This window comes from Novosphingobium kalidii (genome assembly GCF_040534015.1).
Lineage (GTDB): Bacteria > Pseudomonadota > Alphaproteobacteria > Sphingomonadales > Sphingomonadaceae > Novosphingobium > Novosphingobium kalidii.
The window spans coordinates 38013-62673 of record NZ_JBEWLY010000013.1 but is presented as its reverse complement, the minus strand read 5'-3'; the positions used below and the strand labels follow the sequence as shown (position 1 = coordinate 62673).

General features: G+C 61.9%; 21 protein-coding genes. 15 read left to right on the top strand and 6 right to left on the bottom strand.

The genetic code is table 11. The features are described from left to right. Positions 1-52 precede the first annotated feature (52 nt). Entirely contained in the window at positions 53-610 is a 558-nt protein-coding gene (locus tag ABVV53_RS06985) for a hypothetical protein (RefSeq protein WP_353983675.1), read from the bottom strand. Between the two features lie 140 nt (positions 611-750). Here ABVV53_RS06985 and otsB point away from each other — a divergent pair, with 140 nt between their 5' ends. From otsB to ABVV53_RS06930, 11 genes are all read left to right on the top strand, one after another. Continuing rightward, on the top strand, positions 751-1530 hold the full coding sequence (gene otsB, locus ABVV53_RS06980) for a trehalose-phosphatase (RefSeq protein ID WP_353983674.1): 780 nt from the start codon (positions 751-753) through the stop codon (positions 1528-1530). Then, positions 1527-3329: a glycoside hydrolase family 15 protein gene (locus tag ABVV53_RS06975; protein ID WP_353983673.1), complete on the top strand. Its 1803-nt coding sequence runs from the start codon at positions 1527-1529 to the stop codon at positions 3327-3329. The genes otsB and ABVV53_RS06975 overlap by 4 nt, the downstream gene beginning before the upstream one ends. A gap of 83 nt (positions 3330-3412) precedes the next feature. Further along, positions 3413-4855, top strand: a complete 1443-nt coding sequence (gene otsA / locus ABVV53_RS06970; protein WP_353983672.1) for an alpha,alpha-trehalose-phosphate synthase (UDP-forming) — start codon at positions 3413-3415, stop codon at positions 4853-4855. 132 nt (positions 4856-4987) lie between these two features. After that, positions 4988-5236 carry a hypothetical protein gene (locus ABVV53_RS06965; RefSeq protein ID WP_353983671.1) on the top strand — a complete coding sequence of 83 codons (249 nt, stop codon included), beginning with the start codon at positions 4988-4990 and terminating at the stop codon, positions 5234-5236. Between the two features lie 247 nt (positions 5237-5483). Next, positions 5484-6269 carry a sulfite exporter TauE/SafE family protein gene (locus ABVV53_RS06960; RefSeq protein WP_353983670.1) on the top strand — a complete coding sequence of 262 codons (786 nt, stop codon included), beginning with the start codon at positions 5484-5486 and terminating at the stop codon, positions 6267-6269. Between the two features lie 99 nt (positions 6270-6368). Next, entirely contained in the window at positions 6369-7373 is a 1005-nt protein-coding gene (gene galE, locus ABVV53_RS06955; protein WP_353983669.1) for a UDP-glucose 4-epimerase GalE, read from the top strand. A gap of 22 nt (positions 7374-7395) precedes the next feature. After that, positions 7396-7995, top strand: coding sequence for a thymidine kinase (locus ABVV53_RS06950; RefSeq protein WP_353983668.1), 600 nt, complete (start codon positions 7396-7398; stop codon positions 7993-7995). Positions 7996-8242: 247 nt separating this feature from the next. Then, positions 8243-9205, top strand: coding sequence for a cell wall hydrolase (locus ABVV53_RS06945; protein ID WP_353983667.1), 963 nt, complete (start codon positions 8243-8245; stop codon positions 9203-9205). Positions 9206-9435: 230 nt separating this feature from the next. Beyond that, complete coding sequence (locus ABVV53_RS06940; protein ID WP_353983666.1) at positions 9436-9825, top strand: glucuronosyltransferase; 390 nt, start codon at positions 9436-9438, stop codon at positions 9823-9825. Next, on the top strand, positions 9822-10298 hold the full coding sequence (locus ABVV53_RS06935) for a glycosyltransferase (protein WP_353983665.1): 477 nt from the start codon (positions 9822-9824) through the stop codon (positions 10296-10298). The genes ABVV53_RS06940 and ABVV53_RS06935 overlap by 4 nt, the downstream gene beginning before the upstream one ends. A 100-nt stretch (positions 10299-10398) precedes the next feature. After that, positions 10399-11577 carry a glycosyltransferase family 4 protein gene (locus ABVV53_RS06930; protein WP_353983664.1) on the top strand — a complete coding sequence of 393 codons (1179 nt, stop codon included), beginning with the start codon at positions 10399-10401 and terminating at the stop codon, positions 11575-11577. Between the two features lie 27 nt (positions 11578-11604). Here ABVV53_RS06930 and ABVV53_RS06925 read toward each other — a convergent pair whose 3' ends face one another. Then, positions 11605-12621, bottom strand: coding sequence for a transglutaminase-like cysteine peptidase (locus ABVV53_RS06925; RefSeq protein WP_353983663.1), 1017 nt, complete (start codon positions 12619-12621; stop codon positions 11605-11607). An 829-nt stretch (positions 12622-13450) separates the two neighbouring features. Between ABVV53_RS06925 and ABVV53_RS06920 the strand changes: the two genes are divergently transcribed. The 3 genes from ABVV53_RS06920 to ABVV53_RS06910 all read left to right on the top strand — a co-directional run bounded on the left by ABVV53_RS06920 (position 13451) and on the right by ABVV53_RS06910 (position 17624). Next, positions 13451-14494 carry a glycosyltransferase family 4 protein gene (locus ABVV53_RS06920; protein ID WP_353983662.1) on the top strand — a complete coding sequence of 348 codons (1044 nt, stop codon included), beginning with the start codon at positions 13451-13453 and terminating at the stop codon, positions 14492-14494. Between the two features lie 3 nt (positions 14495-14497). Beyond that, entirely contained in the window at positions 14498-15847 is a 1350-nt protein-coding gene (locus ABVV53_RS06915; protein WP_353983661.1) for an oligosaccharide flippase family protein, read from the top strand. Between the two features lie 400 nt (positions 15848-16247). Then, a complete protein-coding gene (locus tag ABVV53_RS06910) occupies positions 16248-17624 on the top strand; it encodes an O-antigen ligase family protein (protein ID WP_353983660.1) in 1377 nt (458 codons plus the stop codon). A gap of 40 nt (positions 17625-17664) precedes the next feature. On the opposite strand, the gene ABVV53_RS06905 is transcribed toward ABVV53_RS06910, so the two are convergent. After that, complete coding sequence (locus tag ABVV53_RS06905) at positions 17665-18675, bottom strand: glycosyltransferase family 2 protein (protein WP_353983659.1); 1011 nt, start codon at positions 18673-18675, stop codon at positions 17665-17667. A gap of 362 nt (positions 18676-19037) precedes the next feature. Between ABVV53_RS06905 and ABVV53_RS06900 the strand changes: the two genes are divergently transcribed. Next, the gene (locus ABVV53_RS06900; protein WP_353983658.1) at positions 19038-20531 is read left to right on the top strand and encodes an O-antigen ligase family protein; all 1494 of its coding nucleotides are present in this window, start codon (positions 19038-19040) and stop codon (positions 20529-20531) included. On the opposite strand, the gene ABVV53_RS06895 is transcribed toward ABVV53_RS06900, so the two are convergent. The 3 genes from ABVV53_RS06895 to ABVV53_RS06885 are packed head-to-tail and all read right to left on the bottom strand — an operon-like array spanning position 20496 to position 24661. Continuing rightward, positions 20496-21122 (bottom strand): hypothetical protein, encoded by a 627-nt coding sequence (locus ABVV53_RS06895; protein ID WP_353983657.1) that lies wholly within the window; start codon positions 21120-21122, stop codon positions 20496-20498. The two genes, ABVV53_RS06900 and ABVV53_RS06895, sit on opposite strands and share 36 nt — an antisense overlap. Positions 21123-21177: 55 nt before the next feature. Then, positions 21178-23310, bottom strand: a complete 2133-nt coding sequence (locus ABVV53_RS06890; RefSeq protein ID WP_353983656.1) for a GumC family protein — start codon at positions 23308-23310, stop codon at positions 21178-21180. Positions 23311-23362: 52 nt separating this feature from the next. Continuing rightward, positions 23363-24661 (bottom strand): outer membrane beta-barrel protein, encoded by a 1299-nt coding sequence (locus ABVV53_RS06885; RefSeq protein ID WP_353983655.1) that lies wholly within the window; start codon positions 24659-24661, stop codon positions 23363-23365.

Genomic DNA, 24661 nt, shown 5'->3' with positions numbered 1-24661 from the left:
GATTATGCCGGAATAACACGCCCCGACAGACACAGTTCGGCTGAAATAGCGATCAGAGTATTCCACGAAATCCCAGGAACATGATGAGCGCAGCAAATAGGAGCGCTGCTCCCACCACCCGCCGCGCGACGCGAATGCCCGTCGCTATGAAAGCTTGCGGCCACATCCAGGCAGCGCCGGCCAGCAGCAACGCTGCCAGTGCTCCGCCCAAACCGGCCGCCAGCGGAGCGCCCGTACCGACCGCAAGGCCAAACAGCGTAAAGCGAGCGGCATCGATCAGTTGGTGAGCGACAAGCACGATCACGAGAGCGCCGAGCGAGTGCGTCGGCTCACGTGGATTTTCGCGCGGTGAAAGCACAAGCGACTCAAGCCCTGCCAGCCCCACAGCGATCGCGGCGAGGATCGGCCGCGCGGGGGGCGGCAGTATGGCCAGCACCTCTGACGCGGCGTAGGCTGCGGCCGCAGAGGTTAGCACCCCAACCGTCAGGCTAAGGGCCAAGACGCCGAAGCGCTGCCCCTGGCTGCGGGTGAGCGCGGCGATGGTCACCTGGTCCCGCGCGGCGACACCTGACAACAGCACCGCCATGAGCGTGAGATAAAAGGGCCCCATCAGCGCCGAGCATGGCCGCATGCGCGGTGCAATTCAATCGCGCTGGAACCCGCCCACGCCGAATCCGTTCGACTGGCCTCAGGGCTGGCGCTGCGATGCGGTCTTGCGCCCTGCGTGTGAAATGTCCCACTAAAAGGCCAATGACGATCGCATCCCCCACTCTCTCGCCTGCGGACGCCGCAAATCCGTCCGCCCTGCCCGCTCCATCGCCGCTGAAGACGGCCAGTGAACTGTCGGTCTTTTTAGACTTCGACGGCACACTGGTGGAGATCGCGGAGCATCCGCAGGGTATCGTTGTCCCCCCTCACCTTCCGCAAGTCCTCACGGACTTGTCGCACCGCCTGGAAGGGCGGCTTGCGGTAGTGAGCGGACGCTCCCTTGCCATGCTCGACGCCTTCCTGGGGCCTGTTCCGCTTGCGATGGCGGGCTCACACGGAGGTGAGTTCCGTCCGGCAGGCGCAACGGAAGTCGAAGCGCTGGCTGAACCGCTGCCCGAGGCGGTACGCACCGCCCTCGCCTCTTTCGCGAAAGGGCACGGTGACCTGGTGTTTGAGGCGAAACCCTTCAGTGCTGCCGTGCACTATCGGGATCGCCCGCAAGTGGCCGAGCAACTGCTGGAGTTCGCGACGGACCTCGCCACGGAGCACGCCCTGAAGGTCAAGCACGGCAAGATGGTGGTGGAACTGGCCATGCCCGGTTCGGACAAGGGAAGCGCCGTGACGCGCTTCATGAGCATGTCGCCATTCAAGGGGTCGCGCCCGCTTTTCCTTGGAGATGACGTGACCGACGAAGACGCGTTCGCCGCCGTGCGTGTGTTTGACGGCAGCGGCGTTCTCGTGGGCCCGATGCGCTTGACACGCGCGCTCTATCGGCTTGAGGATGTCGCCGCGGTCCATCGCTGGCTGGAGAACGCGGTTTGAGCACGACCGCGCCGACCACGTCGCTTGAACTGTGGCCGATCGGCAATTGTCAGGTGGCTGGCCTTATCGACCGGCGCGGGGCGCTGATCTGGGGCTGCGTTCCGCGCGTGGACGGGGACCCCGCATTCTGCGCGCTGCTCCGGGGCGAGGATGGGCAGGACCTCGGCACATGGCGGTTCAGCCTGGAAAATCAGGTTTCCGTCACCCAGGAGTACATCCGCAACACTCCGATCCTTCGCACCCGGCTCGAAGACGACGCCGGCGGCAAAGTCGACGTGTTCGACTTCTGCCCGAGGTTCGAACGGTCGGGCCGCATGTACCGCCCGGTCGCCTTCGCGCGTATCGTGCGGCCGGTGTGCGGCTCCCCCCGCCTGAAGATCACGCTCAAGCCGATGAGCGGCTATGGCTCGCTGACGGCGCCGATCACGCACGGCACGAACCACATCCGTTATCTCAACGATCGCCATGCGCTGCGGCTCACCACCAATGCGCCCGTCGGCTACATCCTCGACGAGCGCGCCTTCCGCGTCGAACGGCAACTCGCCTTTTTCCTCGGTCCCGACGAGCCCTTCGTCGGCGACATCGGCCATGAGCTCGACGCCATGCTGCGGATGACCGAGGGCTACTGGCAGCACTGGGTGCGTGGCCTCGCCACCCCGCTCGACTGGCAGGAAGCGGTGATTCGCGCCGCAATCACTCTCAAGCTGTGCCAGCACGAGGAGACCGGCGCCATCGTGGCGGCACTAACCACCTCGATCCCCGAGGCACCCGATTCGCAAAGGAACTGGGACTATCGCTACTGCTGGATTCGCGATGCCTACTACACCGTGCAGGCCCTCAACCAACTCGGCGCGCTCGACGTGCTGGAAAAGTACCTCGCGTACCTGCGCAACATCGTGGACGATTCGACGTCGGGCGTGATCCAGCCGCTGTATTCGGTCAGCGGCGCCAGGGAGGTCATCGAGTGGGAGGCAGAGGCCTTGCCGGGCTACCGCGGCATGGGCCCGGTGCGCGTCGGCAACGCGGCGTACTACCAGATGCAGCACGACTGCTACGGCCAGATCATCATTCCCAACATTCAGGCATTTTCCGACCGGCGCCTGCTGCGGATGGGGAACGTGGAAGACTTCACCAGCCTGGAAAAGGTCGGTGAGCTGGCGTGGAAACTGCACGATCAGCCTGACGCGGGCTTGTGGGAACTGCGCACGCGCACTGCGGTCCACACGTATTCGGCAGTGATGAACTGGGCGGCCTGCGACCGGCTCGCCAACGCGGCCGAAGTGCTGGGCCTTTGCGACCGAGAGCAAGTCTGGCGCGAGCGCGCCGCTATTGTGCGCGCGAATATCGAAGAAGGCGCCTGGCACAAAGAGGGAGGCCACTATGCCGCCAGCTTCGGCGGCCATGAACTCGACGCCAGCCTGCTGCAACTGGTCGAACTGCGCTACGTTGCTGCCGATGACCCGCGGTTTCAGGCAACGCTCAAGGCCGTGGAGCGCACGTTGCGCCGCGGCGAGCACATGCTGCGCTATGCCAACGAGGATGATTTCGGCCTGCCGGAGACCGCGTTCAACATCTGCACATTCTGGCTGATCGAGGCGCTGCATCTCGACGGGCGCGATGAAGAAGCGCGCGCGCTGTTCGAAGCCATGCTGGGGCATCGCACCCAATCAGGCCTTTTGTCTGAAGATATGGACTTCGAAACGGGCGAGCTATGGGGGAACTTTCCTCAGACCTATTCGCTAGTCGGTATCATCAACTGCGCCGGTCTTCTGTCGCGGTCGTGGCGTGACTGGCGCTAGCATCTCTGCCTTGGCTGATACGCCATTCGATCGGACAGCCGGGGCAGAAATGAGCAGCGGCGTCGGCACATGAGGGGACTGAAATGAGCAGGCTGATCGTCGTTTCGAACCGGGTTTCCGTCCCGCAGGCGATGGGCGCTGCCGGCGCGCAGGGCGGACTGGCCGTTGCTCTTTCCTCGGCTCTACGCGAACATCGCGGCATCTGGTTCGGATGGTCGGGCAAGGAGATCGAGACGTTCACCGGTCACCTCGATATGCAGCGCAACTGCGATGTGACGACGGTCACCATCGATCTCGAGCCTCAGGATATCGACGAATACTATAACGGCTATGCCAACCGCACGCTTTGGCCGCTGTTTCACTACCGCATCGACCTCACCGAGTATGACCGCAGCTTCGATGAGGGGTACGAGCGCGTAAACGAGCGGTTCGCGGACAGTCTTCTGCCACTGATCGAACCTGACGACCTCGTCTGGGTGCACGATTATCACTTGCTTCCGCTGGGCGCGATGCTGCGCGACAAGGGCGTGACGAACCGGATGGGACTGTTCCTGCACATTCCCTGGCCGCCAACGCGGCTGTTCGTCTCGCTGCCCAATCATGAGCAGCTGGTCGCTTCGATGCTGCATTACGATCTGATCGGCTTCCAGACGGAGGAGTGGCTCGACAGCTTCATTCACTACGTGAAGAAGGAAATGGGCCTGCGTGTCACGGATGATTGCGCGATCGAGTACGAGGGGCGCCAGATCCTCGCCCGCGCCTTCCCGATCGGCATCGACTTCGACGAGTTTACGGAGGGCGCACGCAGCCAGGAGGCGCTTGAGGCGCATGACCGCCTGAAGAGCAGTGTACGCGGGCGCAAGATGCTGATCGGCGTGGACCGGCTGGACTACTCCAAGGGTCTCGGGGAAAGATTCGACAGCTTCGGACGGTTCCTTACGGATAATCCGGGCATGGCCAAGGATGTGGTGCTGCTCCAAATCGCTCCGCCCTCACGCGAGGATGTGGCCAGCTACCAGCAGATTCGCCAGGATCTGGAGCAAAAGACCGGTCACATCAACGGCGCCCATGCGGACGTCGCCTGGGTGCCAATCCGCTATGTCAACCAGGGCTATCCCCGCTCGGAACTCGCCGGCTTCTACCGCGCGGCCAACATCGCGCTAGTCACTCCGCTGCGCGACGGGATGAACCTGGTCGCCAAGGAGTACGTCGCCGCGCAGGATCCGGAGGATCCGGGCGTTCTGATCCTGTCCCAGTTTGCTGGCGCGGCGCACCAGCTTACCGATGCCCTGCTGGTGAACCCGCACAGCACCGAAGAAGTAAGCGAGGCGATCAAGCGCGCCTTGCAGATGCCACTGGAAGAGCGCCGCCGCCGCCATCAGGCACTTCTGGCGGCCGTGAGAGATCAGGACGTTGTGCTCTGGCGGGAACAATTCGTCACTGTCCTGCAGGGCGACGCGCCGCCGGCACCGCCGCAAGCCGAGCCGCCTCGGGCGCCCGATGAAAGTTCATCAGAATTGCTTTGATCTGAAACCGTCCTTACATAATCAGCGTTTAAAGAAGGCGTTGCAGGACAAGAGGCGGGTGTTGCCCATTGATCTGCAAACGACCCGAAAAAGTTGGGAGAGCCCCTTCCGCTGGGGCTGCAGGATAGATCGATGGCGATTTACGGTGAATGCATCGGCATGCGAGCGCGCATGCCCGTCACGATTTCAGCGCTTTGCGATGCTGAGTGCGAATTCCAGCCCCATATCGTCGACTGCGCCATCGAAGGGCCGCTCGATCTCTGGATCGGGGCAGTTGGGCCGTTCACCGTCACGGCGGAAAACAATGGCGGGGGCCGCTATCGCGCGCGCTTTTGCGAACCGCTGGACGCGCGCATCATCGCACATTTCGCACAAGCTTAATTCCTCCGTCGGCACGGCTGACATAGCCGGAATAGCAGCTTCACTCTCGCGAAAGAACTTGCCTCAACGCGTGCAGGCGGCAAGGTAATGTCGTCGGGGAGCGCGCAAAGGCGCATCGCCGGTCGATACTGACGCGATGGAAGATTTTTATCCGGTCTCTTTTGTTCACTCCTGATACTCCCGGCACCGACATGCAGGCCCTTGTTGGCCTGCTGCGGTCGCGCTGGACGGTACACGCCACGAGCGCATGACCGAGCTCGCCTACTCCCTTGCGGGCGCCTTGGTCGGTTTCCTCGTGGGAATGACCGGTGTCGGCGGCGGCTCGCTGATGGCGCCGATCCTCGTCCTCGGTTTCGGCTTTGCGCCGGCTATGGCTATCGGCACCGACTTGTGGTTCGCAACCCTTACCAAGTCAGTGGGCGGCATCGTCCACCGACGCTTCGGCTCGCCGGACTGGAAAGTCATCGTCCGCCTCGCGCTGGGCAGCGTGCCGGCGGCAATTGTGACGCTGTTCTACCTCAACTCGGAACAAGGCGGCAGCCTGGACGCGAAGCTGCTGATGAAGCTGCTGGGCGCTATGTTGGTGCTCACCGCCATCATCGTGCCGATCAAGCACATCATCCATTCGCCCGTCACTCTGTTGCGCCGAAAACTCGGCGCCCGTGTCGGAACGGTTCAAGTGATCATGACGGTGGTCGCGGGAGCCGTCGTGGGATGCCTCGTCACCCTCACCTCGATTGGCGCCGGAGCGCTCGTTGCGCTCGTGCTGATGCTGCTTTACCCGCTGAGGCTCAGCGCCAAGTCGCTCGTCGGCACTGACATCGTCCATGCCATCCCTCTCGCTTTGATTGCGGCCGTGGGTCATTCGTGGCTCGGCAACGTAGACTGGTCACTGCTGGGCATGCTCCTGATCGGCTCGGTCCCCGGGGTGATCGCGGGATCTCTGGCCGCGGGCCGGGTGAGCGAGACCTGGGTGCGCCTAACACTTGCCGCCATGCTCGGCTTCTCCGGCATGAAGATGCTCCTGGCCTGAAGTCGACCTCCACGCGCTGTTGCCATTCGCGCGGTGCCGCAACATAAGCGGCGCGCCGGGCGCATAGGGCACGGCGGCAAGACGAAGCGGATCGAAGCCATGGAAAGACCTCCCGTTCTCGTGACCGGCGGTGCCGGCTACATCGGCAGCCACGCCGTCTGGGCTCTGGTCGATCGTGGGTGGCCCGTCTGCGTGATCGACAATCTCACCACCGGGTTCCGCTTTGCCATCCCCGACGGTGTTACTCTCTACGAAGGTGACATCGAAGATACGGCGCTGCTGGCGCGGATCTTCGCGGAACAGAAGGTGGGTGCAATCATGCACTTTGCCGGCTCGATCATCGTGCCGGAGTCTGTCGAAAACCCGCTGAAGTACTATCACAACAACACGGCCAAGACCCGCGCATTGATCGCGGCCGCGGTAGAGGCGCGGGTGAGCCATTTCATCTTCAGCTCCACCGCAGCGACTTACGGCATCCCCGAAGTCTCACCGGTAACAGAGGACAGCCCGAAAGCGCCGATCAACCCCTACGGCATGTCCAAACTGATGACCGAGTTCATGCTCGCGGACACGGCCCGCGCCCACCCGATCAACTATTGCGCGCTGCGCTACTTCAACGTGGCCGGCGCAGATCCCCAGACGCGTACCGGGCAGTCAACGGCGGGCGCCACGCACCTCATTAAGGTTGCCGTCGAGGCGGCGCTGGGCAAGCGCGAGCATGTTGGCGTGTTCGGCACCGACTTCGATACGCCGGACGGCACGGGCGTGCGCGATTACATCCACGTATCCGACCTGGCCGAAGCGCACGTCCTCGCGCTGGAAGCTCTGATCGCTGAGCCGGCGCGCTCGCTGACAATGAACTGCGGCTACGGGCGCGGCTTCTCCGTGCTGGAGGTTCTCGACGCCGTTGATCGCGTGACGAACCGCACCATCGATCGGCGCCTTCAGGGCCGCCGCGCTGGTGATCCTGATTCGCTCATCTCGGACAACAGTCGCATCAAGGCAACGCTGCCCTGGATTCCCAAGTACGCCGATCTCGAAACGATCGTGAGCCATGCACTCGCCTGGGAGCGCAAGCTGACTGATCTGCGCGGCCAAGGCTGACCGGTCGCCACCTTTCGCTCTGATGGCCAAGCTTTACTTCTACTATGCGAGCATGAACGCGGGCAAATCGACCAGCCTGCTTCAGGCCGATTTCAACTACCGCGAGCGCGGGATGGCGACAATGCTGTGGACGGCGGCGGTCGACGCGCGTGGCGAGCATCATGCCATCGAGAGCCGAATCGGCCTGGGCGCCGACGCGCACCGTTTCGACGCCGCGACAGATCTGTGGGCGGCAGCGACGACGCGCCACGCCGCCACCCCCCTTTCATGCATCCTCATCGATGAGGCGCAGTTCCTCACTCCCGAGCAAGTCTGGCAATGCGCCCGCCTTGCCGACTTCGCCCACATCCCCGTGCTGTGCTTCGGCTTGCGCACGGACTTTCGCGGCGAATTATTTGCCGGCTCCGCAGCGCTCCTGGGCATCGCGGACCAACTCGTCGAGTTGAAGGCAGTGTGCCACTGCGGCAGGAAAGCCACCATGAACCTGCGCATTGACCCAAAAGGCGACGCCACGCGCGACGGCGATCAGACGCTCATTGGGGGTAACGAGAGCTATGTGGCATTATGTCGCATGCACTTCTCGATCGCCTTCCATGGTTGGGCACCACTCAAACACGGGTGAACCGCAGTCGACGAACAGTCGTGGCAGGCTCGCCAAACGTCCGCGACAGCTTCTGTTCCCTTTCCCAGTTTCTGTTCCATTCATGGACTTCTCGGCACAGCATGCCGCAACGCAACATAGCACTGCTTTATCGGCGTCAGGTTCAGTGCTACCGCGCGCCTTCAGTTGAGATGGAGAAAAGTCAGGCGTGGAGCTCACTTACGCATCCGACTATCAGCCGCAGATTCGTTCCATCAGGCGCCGGGCTATGGGCGCCGTGGGATTCGTGCTGCTCGCGATCGCCTCCACCGCCATCTATGCGGCCCTCGCCGCAAGCCAAGGCGATTCGCAGGACTTCGCCCAGGCCGAAGCGCACCAGCCGCCAGCCGATGTCTCTCCAGAGCGCGTAGCCGAGTTGATCACCTCGGATCCCGCCGTGCTCAAGCCGCTCTCGGTAGAGGACGCAGTGGCCGCCAACTCCGCCATTGCGGTTGCGACCGTGGCTAACCCCTCGTCCTCTCCGCTGATCGTATCTGGAGGTTCCGGAGACTTCGCTCAAGCGCTCCAGTGCATGACCACGGCCATCTACTACGAAGCGGGTAACGAGAGCATCGACGGCGGGCGTGCCGTCGCCCAAGTGATTCTCAACCGAGTCCGGCACACCGCCTATCCCAACTCGGTGTGCGGCGTGGTGTACCAGGGCTCTGAACGGCAGACTGGCTGCCAGTTCTCTTTCACTTGCGACGGTTCGCTCCTGCGTAAGCCACGCCAGAGCAGTTGGCTCCGAGCGCAGGCACTGGCAGCCGAAGCTCTGAGCGGCCGAGTCTATGCGCCGGTCGGCTTGTCGACTCACTACCACGCGAACTACGTCCTGCCTTACTGGGCCCCGACGCTGCTGAAGACTGCCGTGGTGGGTGCCCACATCTTCTATCGCTGGACCGGCACGGCCGGAACGCAGGTCGCTTTTCGTAGCGCTTATGCTGGTGAGAACTCCGCCACGGGAGCCCTGCCGATCGAGCCGACCGTCGCATCGTTGGCACTTGAGGCAGGCGCAAGCCCAGTTTCGACCGAGCGGCGCGTGTTGGATCAGAGCATCGCGAAAGAAGAGCATGACCGGCCCGGCCTCGCCGAAACGCCGGTTGTGGCTGAGCGTTGGGTCCTCGGCACGACGCCCCCGCCTGTCGCCGGTCGTGAGATCGCGATGAAAACGGCGCCCGTTGCACTGAATTAGGCGACCGCACATTCGGCGCTCGCCTCTCTGACCTCAAGCGATTCGAGGGCCTATTTTCGCCTGTCGAGAGGCCCGACGAGTAACGGGACTCGGAATGGGACACTTCAGACCCAACATTTGACTTCGCTCACGGCAGTTATCAGTCTAGGTCTTGGATCATGAGAGGATCTAGTCCAAGCCGACCCAGAGTCCTGGCGGTTGCGTCCGGCGGCGGCCACTGGGAACAGATGATGCTCTTGCGCTCTACGCTCGAGCAATTCGATGTGCTGTTCGCGACGACCGATCCGGACTTGGCCGCTCATGAGGGGCTCAACAACTTTCGGGTCCTGAAGGACGCCAATCGCGACCAGCCGCTGGACTGCTTGCGTTGCGTGGGGCAGGCTTTCGCCATGATGAGGGAGGTGCGGCCGGACGTAGTCATATCGACTGGCGCCCTCCCAGGCCTCGTGTGCCTGATTGTTGGGAGGCTGCTTGGGGCACGCACCATATGGCTCGATAGCATGGCGAACTCGGAAACCCCGTCCATGAGTGGCAGGCTGGCGCGTCGCTTCTCGACGCTTTGGCTCACGCAGTGGGAGCACCTTGCCCGTCCCGGCGAATACGCAGGATCGTTGCTGTGATTTTTCTGACGGTAGGCACCCAGCTGCCATTTGACCGCTTGATCAAAGCGGTCGACTCACTTGCGCCATCCCTAGATCAACCCGTATTCGCTCAAACCGGCAGTGGGGCCTATGAGCCGCAAAACATGGAGTGGAGGGCCAGGCTTGAGCCCGCACGCTTCTCGCAGCTCGTCCGAGATGCAGCGGTTCTTGTGTCGCACGCAGGGATCGGCACCATCCTTATGGCGCGCAAACATGGTAAACCGGTCATTCTCTACCCCCGCCGGGCAGCGCTGAACGAACATCGTAGCGATCACCAGCTAGCCACCACCGCAGCTCTTGGACAACACCCCGGGATCTACGTGGCGAACACCGATGAAGAACTCGCCGAACTCCTGCACGCGCGATTACAACCGCCGCCACCCATCGTCGCGAGTCCTCAGCTTATTCGGTTGAGGGACCATCTCGCACAGTTTATCGGAGGCGCAGGATGAGGCGCGCTGGCCCACCTACCGTTTCTGTTGCCTCGCGGCTCATGCCACACGTCGCCGTGAGCTTTCGTTGCCGAAGTTCAGTACGCATCGTGAGGTAAGCGTGGCGCCCCCAACGGACAGTTGGCGCCGGAAGACGGGGCCCTCGGGCTTTGGCAAGGCGCACACGCAAGCCCCCGGTGCGGGGACGGGCGCATCGCGCCCGCGAGCGATCAACGTCGCCATGTTGCTGTCGGAAGGACAGGAATCGCAAGGGGGGATGGGCCGCATCATCGGCTATCTCGTGCGCAGTCTCGCTGCGACGGATCCTGACATCAGCACGTATCCGATGGCTACTCGCCTGGCCGGGACTTCGATGCTGAAACACCTGAGCGTTCCTGTTTCTCTCGCGAAGTTCGTGAGGTTCACGCTAGCTTGCCCAATTGATGTGGTACACATCAACGTGGCGCCCAGAGGCTCGACGTGGCGAAAGATGGTCTATGCACAGGCCGCTCGCGCCCTGAAGCGGCCTGTGCTCATCCATCTACACGGGAGCGCTTACGACGAGTACTTCCGCTCCCTGCGCCCTACTCAGGCTCGCATGGTGCAGCGCTTCTTCCAGAACGCAGACCATGTTGTGGCGCTGAGCGAGCAATGGGCGGATTTCGTTCGCGAGGATCTGGGCGTTCCTGCAGCCCAGGTCACGGAGATCGCGAATGGAGTTCCCGCTGCGGACGATCTTCAGCCCAGACCACGAGAGCGGCCGGCGCATATCGCCTTCTTCGGCGTCGTCGGACATCGCAAGGGCACCGATGTGCTGATCGACGCTCTCGGCGCACTGGCTGCACGGGGCCTGCAATTCCGGGTGACGATCGGAGGCAATGGTGACGTCGAAGCAGCGCGTGCGCATGCCCGTAAGGTCGGGATCGCCGATCGCGTGCATTTCCTCGGCTGGGTGGACCAGCCCGCCGTGGACCAGGTCCTTCGGGACGCTGACATATTTGTCCTACCCTCGCGTGCGGAAAATCAGCCCGTCGCCATTCTGGAAGCGATGGCACGTGCACTTCCGGTGGTGGCAACGCGCATCGGCGCCATTCCGCGGCAGATCGAAGACGGGGTCACCGGCCTGCTGGTCGAGCCCGGCGATGTCGATGGGCTTGCCACTTGCCTGGCCGAGCTGATCGAGGATCAGGCTTGCAGGCTCGCGATGGGCGCAGCGGCTCTCAAGTTGTTTGAGGAGCGCTTTTCCATCGATGCCTGCGCCCGCAAGTTCGCCCTGCTCTACCGCCAGCTTGCGCGGTGAAGCCGCCCAATGAAGGAGTGCGCCCGATCAGGAGATGCCTGCAGCCGAGTGACTAGCCTCCGCTGCGAGAACGGGTACAGCCACGGGTGCGCCTATCCGACGCCAGACAGTTGGATCTTCTGTCGACTGCACGCGTAGCCAGCTATACTTCGCTTTGTTCCAGGGGATGATGTGAGGTGAGAGGCTGTCGAGCACCACGTCGCCCTGTTCGGTCCGAGCGATCAGCACGGCATGCAGACCAAATCCGTGCTTGTAGACAGTGCTGTAGAACAGCGCGTTCGGCGCGAATCCCGCTTCAACCAGCTGCATGCGCTTTTCGATAGCCAGGTCTTCGCAGTCGCCGACCGCCTCGCGGCCACTCCCGGGACGATCCCAGCGCTCATCGGTACCGAGCACGTCGTAGTCGGAGACTTGCCGCACGTGCCGGTTCACTCGGCTGTTGACCTTCTTGAGAAGCGCCATGGTGCCGCCAGCTTGGCTTGACGTACGCAGCTTTCGGCTGAGCGGCTGTCGGTCCGCTGCGGGCTGCTCTCCGGCAACTGACTGCCGCGAGAGCCATGTCTTCTGATAAGGGGCGACCGGGCGAACAAAGGCGGCTGAGGAGATCACAGCAGATTGAACAGAGAGCCCAGACTCGCCGCATCCTCTCCGCGCGGCACCTGGAACAGGATCGCTCAAGCCGGCGCGTACGGGGCTGCCAGTATTCCCCGGCGCCCACGACGCAACATAAGAGGACAATCTGGACAAGAGCAGGCACTGCGCATTTGAGAATGCCTCTTGCGAAGGTTCTGCAGCGACGAGTTCGTCGGAGATGAGATCTTGGGCGCCGAATTCCTCTTCCACACGTAACGGCGCTTGTTCGATGCCGGCGAAGCACAGAGCGCTATCGCGCTCGCACATCTCCACGAAGCCGCTGGGAGCATCAGCTATTTCGCCCAGCGGGATGAAGGCGTTCCCCGCCGCTGCTGCTGCCATCGCTGGTCCGCCCGTCACAAAGCCACAACCCGCTAAAAGCACTGCCAAACCCTTGAATCGTGATGTCATTCCGACCTCCTGATGAAGTCAGAATCGCAGATCACTGCCTATTTTTACTTGTGACTTAAGGTTAACGCACCGTTTTCATCTACACCCTCGCCCAAGGTGGAGAGCTGATGATTTTCATAGAAACATAGATTTCTTGCCTACATAACTGGGAAAATGCCTTGCGCCGCACTGCTATTTTCATGATAGCCGCCACCAACGTGATAATTACAATATGAAAATTGTTCATCACGAGGCATAAACAGCCGGACGGTTTTTCGATGCACAATACCAAAGCGGCAAAACTTTTATTTTGATAGTCCGGTCGGGATCGGGTAGCTTCGCCGCTAAAGCCAGGTCGTCTGCGAACTGTGGGATGGGTAAGTGTTCAAGGACTACGGAATCTTGCCCTCCGGAATTCGTCAGTCTGCATGAGCAACACGCTGTTTGACTGGCGCTCCTCGGGCGAAGCCGTTCGCGCGTTGAGCAGCGAAGGATCTCCTGGCGGGAGGGCGCAGCCGAATCGAAAGCGCGAATCGCCATCGCTCTCCTGGCGCAAAGCGGCAAAGATCAGCCGCGGCTTCCTTTCATCGACGTTCGCAGAAATGCCATATACCGACAACACTGGGCTTGAGATAGCGAACCGACGGCTCTCCGCACCAAACCTTATCAAAACAGATCATGCCTCATGTCTGTTGGACACAATTTGTTGTCCGCTGACTGCCTGCTCACCCCGCAGCTTTCCGTGGCCGCGTAGAGCACGCTGCACGACTATCCGATGTGTGGTATCGGCAGGGATGCTATCGGGTCGACAATCATCTATCCGGATTGGATGACGGGAGGCGAAGAACGGATGCGAGTGCTGGTAATCGGGGGCACCGTCGCGCATCACGGCGGTGTCGTAGCTTTCTGCCAGCGCTCGCGCGAGGCTCTTGCAGCGACGCCTTCCGATATTGAGTTGGACTTGGTGGCGGCCGACAGCGCGTTCCTTCCGGTGTGGCGCCTGCCTGCCTTCCTTCTGCGCGCGCTCCGCCTCGTACGCAGGCACGGTGGTAAGGCCGGGGGCGTCTGGGTTCAATACGTGAACCTACCCGACCTCGCGTATGTCTTGCTTGCGCGACTGATGGGGCACCGAGTCATGGTGACGCCACATCTGGGGTCCAACTGGCGGTCCCAGTCGCACCCGATGCTGCGCCAGATCAGCAAACTGATTCTGGGCCGCGCCTCACGGCTCGCCTTGATCTCGTCCACACAAGAGCTGGAGATCGCTTTACCTCCTGGCGTTCCGCGGTCTTACATCCGCACGTTCCTTCCGACACCACTTTGGGCAGAGTTGGATCCGGGGAGCAAAGGTGAGGCAATCCAGCTTATCCACTCGGGGCGGCTTTCGGCAGGAAAAGGCACTTTCCTTTTCGTCGACCTATGTGCCGCACTGCGTGATCGCGGCACGCCCTTCTTCGCTCGCATCACCGGCGGCGCCAACCGCGCCACCATGGCGGAACTGGAGGCGCGCATTGCCCAGCACGGACTTAAGGATCATATCCAGATCCTCGGCCATGTCCCGGAGGCCGAGCAGTTGCGGCTGCTGCGCGCCTCGGACGTGCTCGTGCACCTCTCGCGGATCGACTCCTACCCGCTCATCGTACTGGAGGCGCTGGCTTGCGGCGTGTTCCCTGTATGCATGGAACTGGCGGGCGCTCGCGATATGATCGAGACTTACGCGGGCAAGTTGGTTTCCGAGGAAGCGCCAGTGGAGGAAGCCACTGCGTTTCTGTCGAACATAGAGCCTGCCCGACTGCGCAGCCAAGCCATCGAAGCTGCGCAAAAAGTTCGAGAGGATTACGACTGGAGCAATTGCGTCGCCCTGCTGCGACAAGCGATGACGGCAACATTCTAGACGATGAGCCAGAGTTCGCTCCTGTCGAAGGCGCTCACGACGGGCGGCCTGATCGGGCTGTCATACGGCCTGCGCTTTGGCTCCAATCTCATCCTGGCGCGATTGCTTGCGCCCGAGATCTTCGGCGTTATCGTCATCGCTCACAGCGTCCGCCTCGGAGTGGAGCTGCTGACGGACGTAGGTGTCGAACAGAACATCGTGCAGAATCCGCGCGGCCTCGACGAACGCTTTTTCAACACCGCTTGGACAGTCCAGATCCTGCGCGGTATACTCCTGACGGCCCTGTTCCTCGCCACGGCTCCCTGGCTGGCTGACTTCTTCAGGATAGAGCTTGCCGTTCTCGTAGCGGTCAGCTTTACGCCGCTGATCATTGGCTGCGCCTCCACCGCCATATTCGCGCTGGCGAAGGGGCTTGAGGTTCGCAGGCGCAACGTCTTCGAGTTGAAGGTGGAAGGCATTAACGTCGCGGTCGCTGTACTGGTTGCCGCAATCTGGCCAACCGTTTGGGCGCAGATAGCAGCCTTACTCGTCTCCATGCTGGGCCGCACTCTGCTCAGCTATCGGCTGCCGCATCCGCCCCATCGGCTTCTCCTTGATCGTGAAGCACTGCGCCAGATCCTGTCGTTCGGCAAGTGGATCATGGTCTCTTCCCTCCTCATGTATGCCTCCACCAATCTCGATCGCCTTTATCTGGGACGAGTGGCTTCTCTCGAAATATTGGGCGTCTTCGGCATAGCCAAAGGATTAGCCGATCTGCCGCCTCGGGTTGCGCGGCGCCTGAGCTATCAGATTGTCTTCCCCTTCATGGCTGCTCAGAGCGAAGGCCGAGAACCGCGGCAGTTGGACGAGCTAAGGGCAACTCGCTGGAAGTTCGTTCTGCTCGCAGCGGCGGGTCTGGGCGCCGCGTCAGCTTGGAGCGACTGGCTGGTGCGCTTGCTCTATGATCCTCGTTACGCGGCGGCTGGCTGGATGCTGGCGGTTTTGCTCGTAAGTGCCTTCGTTTCCGTGCTGTCCAACCTGAACGAGGCCAAGCTGCTTGGCATTGGCCGCCCTGCTTTCAACAGCTACGCGAACGTCGCCCGCTTGGTCGTGCTGGCAGTGGCAATGCCGTCGGGATACGCATTCTATGGTGTAGGAGGTGTGGTACTCGCCGTGCTCGCGGGCGAGCTTACGCTATATCTCGGAATTGCAGTGGGGCAGCATCTCACCGACACCACCTTTCGAAGGCAAGACGCCGCTGCGGCGCTGCTGTTCGCCCTCATCATAGCGAGCGTGATCGTGGTGCGCACTCAACTTGACCTAGGCGTACCTTTCGCGGGCTTGTTCGCGAACGAGGGGGCAAGTTCACCATGAAACGCCTGAGTCGCTCCGCACGTACTGGATCCCTGCAGCCAAGACCGCCGATCGGGTGGGTGATCAGACGTCGGTGGCCAATTGGCGCTGGTGTTTCCTCCCGCCCGTCCGCCAGCAACGGCTCACGCAGTTGCTTGGCTCCTGAGCGGTGGAGGGATGTACCCGCGGCTTTCGCGGGTTGCACTGCGAACGAGGGAGCGCTTAGTGGCCTCGCTCGGGTGCGGAGATCTACCTTACTGCGGGTGCCCGATACCGCAAAGGATTGCGGGTGGATTGGCTCACATACAACGGCACTGCAAAGTTCCGGGTCATCGAAGTTGATGGTCTGTGGCGGCAGCCGCCATCCACATTCCCCCGTCGAGCCGACAGGTACGAAGTCGCAGCAGGTTGGAAACCGTAGATGAACAAAGCGATGCCATGGCAAACGAGCCCTGACACAAAGGTCGACAGGCGTTTGCCCTTCCGCAACCAACTTCTGGTGTTCAGTTTCGTCGCCTTCTTTGTCATGGTGCTGCTAACGCCAGCGCTGACCTTCAGTGGAACCAGCGAGGCTGGCGAAGGCTCTGTGCTGCGACAGCTGGTCTACCTAGTGACACTGGTGCTGCTCATGGCAGCAGTCAGGCCCATCAGCGACCCCGCGCGCCTTCTTGTGATCCCTTGGCCGATTGTCCTTGCGCTGGCCTGGTGTGCGCTCTCCCTGCTGTGGTCCGTCGACGTCGCAGTTGGTGCGCGGCGACTTGTCCTGACCGTTGCGGTCATGTGGTCGGTCTTCCTTGCCGTCCGCTACATACCGTATGAGCAGACAGTCCTGCTGGTTCGTGCAATGCTGATTGCTACACTCATCGCCAGCGTCGTCGCCGTGTACGCCTTCCCCGAGTTTGGCATCCACCAGTCCGACGAGGAAGTGGACATGAAGCTAGTCGGCGACTGGCGCGGCATCATCATGAACAAGAACATCATGGGCGCCGTCTGCGCGCTGACCGTCCTGTTCTTCCTATTTGGCGGCGGGAAAATGCCGCTCTGGATCAGATGGCCTACCATAGTTGCGGCGTGCGTGTTCCTGTTCTTCACCCAGTCGAAGACTTCCGGCATCATGCTGGTCGGTTCGGTCTTTATTGGCTGGCTGTATCGCGCCTTCCCCTCTCGCTATCGGTCGGTCGCTGTAGTACTCCTGTTCACCCTGTTCACCGCAGCGGTCGTCTTTTTAGCGATATTCGATTGGCGGAGCGACACTCTCAGCACCTATTTCAGCGATCCTACCGCCTTCACTGGTCGCATGGCGATCTGGACGACATTGCTCCGGTACGCAGCCGATAGTAACTACTGGGGCGCAGGATTCGGTTCGTTCTGGTTCACTGCAGACAGCCCGATTTTCCGATACGCAGCGAACTGGGTGACTCGAGTAGCTACAGGCCACTCGGGCTACATCGATCTGCTGATCACGATAGGGCCGGTCGGCGTGGCCCTTGTTGTATTCGCTGTGCTGATATGGCCAGTGCAGCGCCTGTTGCGGCTCCCTCGGGAGGATGCGAGCGAGGGCGCGCTGCCCATGGCCATTCTTTTCTTCGGAGCCGGGCACAACGGCACGGAAACAAGCATGTTTGATCGCGACATGCTGATGAACGTGTTTATGCTTCTGGCGATCGCTCTGATTGTGCGAATCAGCGTCGCTCGAGAGTCCCGCTCAACGAGACGTACGCTGTCGCGCCGCCGCAGCCTTGCCTCAGCAGATAGCGGTGCAGACGAGCACGAGGGCCTCTTGGAGCATCTGCGTTAAACTCACACGCCGCGGGGCGATGCTGGGGAATGGCGAACGATCAGCGAATACCGGTCTGAGTTTGCGTGCCCGTGGCCAAGCTTTTAAGCCGTTTGTGTGAAAGTGGCTCGGTTGGGGGGGTGCGGCGCTGAAGAAGGCCGCCGATTAGGCCTAGCGTCGCAACGTTCCAAGACGCGAGAGAATAGAGGCCAAGAGCGGCCGAGCCTCTCCGAAGAGCAAGACCGGCCCAAGGCGCGGCGATAATCACAGCCAGCAACGGCCACGCGGCGGATGCAGCCGCGCCCGCCAGCATCATCCACCAGACAATCACCACGGCGCCGACATGAAGGTGCCGTAGACGCAGAAGCACCGCTTTGAAGTGCGGCTGGCCGAGCGCGGCGCGCAGCACTTCGCCCGCACCACCGGAATACCCGCTCCGCAGGCGCCGCCACAGCAGACGGTAGCCGCCGGTGAGGTGCCCGTAATGATAGACTGCGGGTTGGCCGATCCGCAGAAGCCGCCAACCTTTGGAAGTGAGCCTGGCCCCAAGCTCGAATTCCTCAAACGCATGCAGATTACGATCTGCAAAGTAGTTCACGCTGGCGACTGCGGCGACTCGATATAACCCGCCGCCGTCGAGACGATCGACATTCGCCTCTTCGTGCTTCGTATTTTGCTGACTGATCCGGTATTGCTGGCTGACCAGGTTACATTCCACGACAACGCCGCTGATCCCTGCGACTTGTGGATCTGCCTGCAACCGCGCCACTGCAACCTTCAAGAACTCTGCATCGAGCACCATATCGCCATCGAGCAGGTAGAAAAAGTCGGCGTCCATTGCGGACTGATAGGCAAGCTGAGCCCCAGCGCCGCAGCACCTCTCGTCCGTGTTGGCGAGTTGCACGATCTCTATTGGATAGCGGCGCGCGATCTCGACCGTCCGGTCAACGGAACCACTGTCTGCTAAAACCACCTTCCCGGTGAACGGATCGAGAGCGGCCAACGCGCTTTCGATTGTCCGGGCTATGTGATCTTCTTCGTTGAGTGCTTTAATGCCTACGACGATCAACATGCAGGTCTCACCTCCAACGTGTTCAAGAGCCACATAATGCGGTTGCAGCTGCTTTGCGGTATGATCCGGATGAGCCAAAGTATGAGGAACATCGAAGCCTGAACGCCGGCGAGCTCTCTGGCTGCTGAAGACGCGTTCGCCTACCATAGGCACTCTGCTGAGTATAGCGCTGGAGCGGCCGCTTAGGGCTCAGCCGCCTCGTTCACATCATCGAGGCCTTTGCGGCGGCTGCGTTGCCAGCCGAGTTCCTCGCATCACGGAAGACCGCTCGAAAGCGGTCTAATGCCCGCTCCGGGGAGGCAAGGCCGATCGATCTTGAACCTGCAGCGCGCGCAACTCGTGGTAGACTCGACTGCGCCAAAGTGCTGGAGGGCGACAAGAACGTACTGGGATGCGTTTACATTGGTTTCGAAGGATTTGGCTGGCTCTATGGCAAACCTGCTGCATCCAAGACCGATGCGAACATCCATAGCTACACGCCCGTGAGTGGCGTCCCCACTTCGGGCATCGCCACGGCTCCCTCCGTGCGGCTGCAAAGACCTTCCTTCTCCCATGTTCTTCGAGGCGCGCTACCCTTCCTGTGCGCTCTGACAGTGACCGTCGGACTGGCGTTCAACGGCCTCAACAGTGCCACCGGCCAAGCCGTGGTCGCCATTCTCGGCGGCGGAATGCTGCTGACTCTGCTGTTGGCGGAGCGGCCAGAGGAGCAGTTCTGGCGAGAGCGCAAGCCCGTGCTTGTCCCCGCAGTGCTTGCATTCGCGTGGGTGTGTATCGGAGCTCTAGGAGTGACTGTATCCGACACGCCGATGCCGCTGGCTCCCGATTTCGCTGCGACATCTCTGCTCTCTTGGCTCGGCAGCTTTGCGGCGCTCGTTTGTGGCAGCATTCTCGGCATGAAGCGCGTACGAAGCCGGAAGGCATTAGAACTGGTGACGTTCTTCATCGGGATGAGTCTGCTCGCCGGCCTCATCCTGCATTTTCTGGACCAGCCCTCCCGATCCTCCGCGTTCTGGGCGATTAGCCGCCAAGGACGTTTTGCCGGGCTGATCGGGAATGTGAACGTAACGGCGGCTGTCGCCTGCGGAACCATTATCCTTGCCTTGATGATGAGCGCCAACCGGCTGCAGCAGGGCAATCGCAGCAAGGATATGGCTGTGGCACTGGCGGGCTTTGCGATCGCGGGCATAGCTCTGGTCGCGGCTTTCCTGACTGCTGCCCGGTTTCCTATCGTTGCGGTGATGGCTCTCGGAGTGCTCACCCTTTTCCTCACGACTCGAACGGCGAGGGGAAGAGGGCGCAAGACGTACCGATTCGGCCTGGTGTTCGCGGCGCTGGCCTGCGCGATCGGGCTGACGTCGTCCGAGTTGCTTCTCACCCGCTTCGAGGCGATCGGCACGGAAGTGGCAGTGCGCTCGCTGATGTGGCAGCACTATGTTTCTCTTGTCTTGGAGGCCCCGATCCAGGGCTATGGGCCCGGCTCCTTCCCGGCTCTAAACGCCGCCAGCCTCGATAATCCCGTGCTCGGCAAGACCTTGTGGTACGTGAACTCTGCGCACAATATCGTCCTCCAGCTCGCCCTGGAGGGCGGCCTTCCATATCTGGCATTGATGTTCCTTGCCGGATTGAGAATTGCCCGTGATGTCCTCCCGCTGATCTGGTCCGGTCGCATGTCGATTGTCTTTGTGGGCGTCTTTGCGATGTCCATGCAGATTTTGGTCTGCGCACTTGTAGACATCGCCTTGGATGTGCCCGCTTCTATCTTCCTTGCGATGTTCCTGACGGGGCTACTCTGGGGCCGCGGGCTGCGCCTACACGGCCGATCAGCGCTGCGTCCGCGCATGCCAGGCAACGGATAGCGGAACGTAAGCGGCAGTCCCGCGCGCAAGTTCAAACGTCCGGATGCGTGCCGCACCGTTGAGCTGCGCATAGATCACAGCTTCATTGATCACTCGTTGACGGGCGTACGGGTCCAGGTAGCTCCAAGCTGCAAACGCACGGGAAATGCGCCACTCTGCTGCGTCGCGAAGAAAGGGCGCGAGTGCGTAGCTCTTCTCAAGCGCGGCGGTGGCCTGGGGGTCGTTCGCTCCCCCTAGCTCGGTGCGAACAAGAGAGCGAACCACCCAGGCCTCTCCCCACTGCGGTCGTCGAGCGATGACCGCTCCAACAGCCTCGTCGGCGGCCAGCAGTTCCGCACGACGATGTGGATCGCGAGCGTCGCCGCCCTGTCGTGCAAGGAACAGCGCATCGGCCAGCAGTGTCCGCGGCGAAGCATCCTTGTCGATGCGCAGGGTACGCCGAGGCGGGCGCACTTCAGCGCGCAAAGCTGCCGCCTGCCTCTCAAGTCGCTCCACCGAGGCCGCAATCACAGCCTCCCGCTGCACGGCCAGCCCCCCAGCCACCATCAGCGCAGCGGCGCAAGCGGCTGCAATCCCCGTCCATCGGTTCATCGGCGCCAGAGCCTCGGACGGGTGCAATACCCGCCCTGCTCCGCCATCGGGCGCTTTACGCCGCCTGGGTGTAATATCCGGAATACTTCTTCGAATAGTACAACCCGCCGATCGCCTCCGCAGACGAGTCCACCATGGTGTAGATCGCGCCGACCGGATTGGCGCCGTCTGCCTTGAGCCAGCCGAGAGCCGACGCTGCGGCCTGCGCAGGAGTCGCGTCCCACTTGATGATCAGAGCAGTCACGTCGGCAAGAACAGCAAGGAAGCGGCCGTCGGCCAGGCCGACAAGCGGCGGCAGATCCAGCACGATTAGGTCATACTGGCTGCGCAACTCGGCCAAGACCTTTTCCATAGCGCCACCGCCGAAGAGATCCCCAGAGCTGAAGTACTGTTCACGCACCAGCATGTGATCCAGCCCGGGCACGTCACCGGACTGGATTGCCTCGGCGACGGATGCCTCACCGTGCAGCACCTCAACGATGCCAGGCTTGTCCATTGCGTTCGAAACCAGCGGGCGAAGCGCTGCACGGCGAACGTCGCACTCCAGCAGAAGAGTGCGGGCGTTGTTAGTGGCCAGAGTCCGAGCGAACGAAAGCGCGGTAGTGGTCTTGCCCTCGCTTGGCAGAGCCGAAGTCAGAGCGATCACCTGAGGAGGACGTGCAGTGCGCACGCCCAGTATGGATGCCCTCGCGATGCGCAGAGATTCCGCATACATCGAGGTCGGCTTCTCCAGCAGCAGGTCGGCCGGGTTCTTCGAGCGCCCAACCTTCGGGATCGCCGCCAGAACAGGTATGCCGAGTTGCGTTTCGACATCCTCGACGCTGCGAAGCCCGGTCACCAGCATCTCCTGCACCGCGATTGTGCCCGCGCCGGCCGCAAGCGCCACAACCAGCGCCAGAGCTATGAAGAGCGGCTTGTTCGGGAAGCTCGGACTCAGCGGGGGTTCGGCCCGACTGACGATGACGGCCTGCGAGATCTGATCCTGTGCGACCTGCGTGCTCTCGAGCGATGCAGCAGCCAAGCGATCGTAAGCAGCCCGCTTGGCTTCTGCCTCGCGCTGAAGGCTTTCGGCAATGACGGCATTGCGCGTATTCTGCGCCTGCTCGCCTTCCAGCCTGTTCATGGAGCCTCGCAGGCTTGCGGCGCGCGCGTCGGCGGCAGTAGCGTTCGCTTCCAGCGAGCCGATCACGCGTCGAGCCTCGTCTTCAATCTGCTGGTCGACGGCCGCGAGCTGATCGCGAACGCGAACGCTCTCGGGGTGGCGCTCGCCGTAGCGCGCCTGAACTTCGCCCATATTGCGGAGGATATCCGCCCGCTGCCGACGCAAGTCAGCGATCACGTTAGACATCCGCACCTCAGACACGGAGTCGATGCCGCCACGCGCGATCTGGTTACGTGCGGCATTCAACGAAGCGCGAGCTGCCGCGGCTTCGGACTCTGCCGTCGCAAGCTGACTGGACAGCGGACCGACCTGCTGGTCGACAATTGTCGTACCTGCTGCTCCCCCGCTCTGGGTCAAACCGGCACGAGCGCGGTACTGCGCCAGTGCGGCGTCTGCAGCGCGAACTTCTTCCCCCAGCGCCGCAAGGCGCTGGTTAAACCATTCCACCTGACGTTCGGCCGTACCGACACGCGAGCCGGTCTTGGTGCTGAGGTATGTCTCGGCGAATGCATTAGCGATAAGGGCAGCCTTCTCCGGATCCTCCGAGCGGAAAGTAACGCCAAGGATGTACGACAGCTTCTCGCGACCCACCGAAAGGTTCTGCAGCAATTCGCGCGCAATCGCGGTTTCACGATCGGCCGTGCTCATCGTCGCGGCCTCGGCAGACCTGTCGATAACTTCCGTGAATTCCGGGTCCGACGTAAGTCTGAGGCGCCGTACCACGGCGCGCGCGAGGTCGAGAGAACTCAGCACCGCCACTTCGGTTTCAATCGCCTCTGCCGAGAGGCTCTGCTGCGTTTCCTGTTGCGTATTGCGCGACAGCGGATTCTGAGAAGGGTCGATGCGTATCTGCGCGGTGGCTGAATACTGCGGCGTGAGCATCAAAACGCCGGCAACTCCGAGCGCGAAGATCACGGCAGAAACGATCGCCATCGTCAGCCAACGGCGCCGGAGCGTGTCGGTAACCATGGCGACAAGATCGGAAAACCTACCGTCTTGTGCGTCGGAGGTGTGCACGATTTCCATTGGAACTTACCTTCACACTTCTAATTCGGGGCCTGGCGTGCCTGGCGACTGGTTAGCGCTGCAGTATCAGGGATGCTTGTACTCTGAACTCGTCGAACTCCGCTCGCGAGATGCTGTTTGAGTTCCGCGTGCCGTAAGCGGCACCCAGCTCCAGAGCGACGTCACGTGAGGATAGATACCGAGCTCCGCTCGAGATCCGATAGACGTTGCTCTTGTCCGTGGTGCCGATAAAATTCTGGAATGACGCCTCACCCTGTCCGTAGAGGATAAGGTTACGAAGCAATTCGTGATCCACGCGGGCGCTCAACCGGGTGTCGAAGTACGCGTTGCTCGTACCTAGGTTGCTGTCCTCGATCACACGACGTCCCGCGAGCGTCACCGTCGTGAGTTCACTCGGGAAGTATTCGAGCCGCGCTTCGGCTGAGAAGCCCTGCACGTCACGGTATAGCGGCGAGTGGTACTCACGCCAGAGGTAACCCACCCCGACGATACCGCGCAGAAATCCGGCCAGGTCCAGATTTAAGCCAGCGATCAGCCCGGTTCCCTTGGAGTCCCGGTTCGCGTTTCCGTTCGCCAAAGCCTGATCGTAGTCGATCTCGGTATAGAAGGCTCGTCCGTAAACGCTGGCGCTCGGCGTCCAGGCATACTGCAGCTGGCCCGACAGGCGCTCAATAGTGCGATCACGATCAGCTTGGCTGCGAACGGTGCCATCGGGCAAAGTGATGTTGCTGAAATCGAAGTCGGCCCGGTCGACTGCTGCTATCGCGCGAATCTGACCCACGCGATATTCCGCGCGCAACCCTGCTGATGCCCGCTGGTAGTTGGACAATGCCGAGACGCCCGGATCCACTTCCCCCGACAGCGGCGATTCGAAGAATTGGGCGAACTGGCCTTCGGCGCTGACCGCAACCTCTGAGCTGACATCGTAGCGCCCATCGGCCGCAATCGAAAACACGTCCTCGTTCCGCGCCGACTCATTGATGAAACGACGCAGCGTTCCGGAACCACGAAACTGGACCCGGTGGCGAGACCAATCGCTTACGGCCCGTACGGACGGCGAAAGGAAAACAAACGGAGCATCGGTCCGCTCGCCACTGTCGTCCAGGTAGATGTTGCTGCTGTAGCCGGCACCAGCCTGAATTTGCGGGAAGACGAGGAAAGAACCGACGTGAAGCCCCAAGGGGTCGTAGTCCGGCCTGGCCCGCTCCGTGACACTGACATTGCGCCCGCGATCGTAATCAGCAGGAAGGCTCGGCTCCAGGAGCAAGCTTTCGGATTGCGCGAGCGCCGCCTGCGGCCACGAAGAGAGGCCGGAAGCGAGCAGCCCGAGGCCTAGAAGTGCCTGTTTCAA

Bases quoted from the DNA above. Each gene is read 5' to 3' on its own strand.
- ABVV53_RS06985 (WP_353983675.1), bottom strand. From the start codon at position 610: ATGGGGCCCTTTTATCTCACGCTCATGGCGGTGCTGTTGTCAGGTGTC.
- otsB (WP_353983674.1), top strand. From the start codon at position 751: ATGACGATCGCATCCCCCACTCTCTCGCCTGCGGACGCCGCAAATCCG.
- otsA (WP_353983672.1), top strand. From the start codon at position 3,413: ATGAGCAGGCTGATCGTCGTTTCGAACCGGGTTTCCGTCCCGCAGGCG.
- ABVV53_RS06965 (WP_353983671.1), top strand. From the start codon at position 4,988: ATGGCGATTTACGGTGAATGCATCGGCATGCGAGCGCGCATGCCCGTC.
- ABVV53_RS06960 (WP_353983670.1), top strand. From the start codon at position 5,484: ATGACCGAGCTCGCCTACTCCCTTGCGGGCGCCTTGGTCGGTTTCCTC.
- galE (WP_353983669.1), top strand. From the start codon at position 6,369: ATGGAAAGACCTCCCGTTCTCGTGACCGGCGGTGCCGGCTACATCGGC.
- ABVV53_RS06950 (WP_353983668.1), top strand. From the start codon at position 7,396: ATGGCCAAGCTTTACTTCTACTATGCGAGCATGAACGCGGGCAAATCG.
- ABVV53_RS06945 (WP_353983667.1), top strand. From the start codon at position 8,243: ATGGGCGCCGTGGGATTCGTGCTGCTCGCGATCGCCTCCACCGCCATC.
- ABVV53_RS06940 (WP_353983666.1), top strand. From the start codon at position 9,436: ATGCTCTTGCGCTCTACGCTCGAGCAATTCGATGTGCTGTTCGCGACG.
- ABVV53_RS06925 (WP_353983663.1), bottom strand. From the start codon at position 12,621: ATGACATCACGATTCAAGGGTTTGGCAGTGCTTTTAGCGGGTTGTGGC.
- ABVV53_RS06920 (WP_353983662.1), top strand. From the start codon at position 13,451: ATGCGAGTGCTGGTAATCGGGGGCACCGTCGCGCATCACGGCGGTGTC.
- ABVV53_RS06915 (WP_353983661.1), top strand. From the start codon at position 14,498: ATGAGCCAGAGTTCGCTCCTGTCGAAGGCGCTCACGACGGGCGGCCTG.
- ABVV53_RS06910 (WP_353983660.1), top strand. From the start codon at position 16,248: ATGAACAAAGCGATGCCATGGCAAACGAGCCCTGACACAAAGGTCGAC.
- ABVV53_RS06905 (WP_353983659.1), bottom strand. From the start codon at position 18,675: ATGTTGATCGTCGTAGGCATTAAAGCACTCAACGAAGAAGATCACATA.
- ABVV53_RS06895 (WP_353983657.1), bottom strand. From the start codon at position 21,122: ATGAACCGATGGACGGGGATTGCAGCCGCTTGCGCCGCTGCGCTGATG.
- ABVV53_RS06890 (WP_353983656.1), bottom strand. From the start codon at position 23,310: ATGGAAATCGTGCACACCTCCGACGCACAAGACGGTAGGTTTTCCGAT.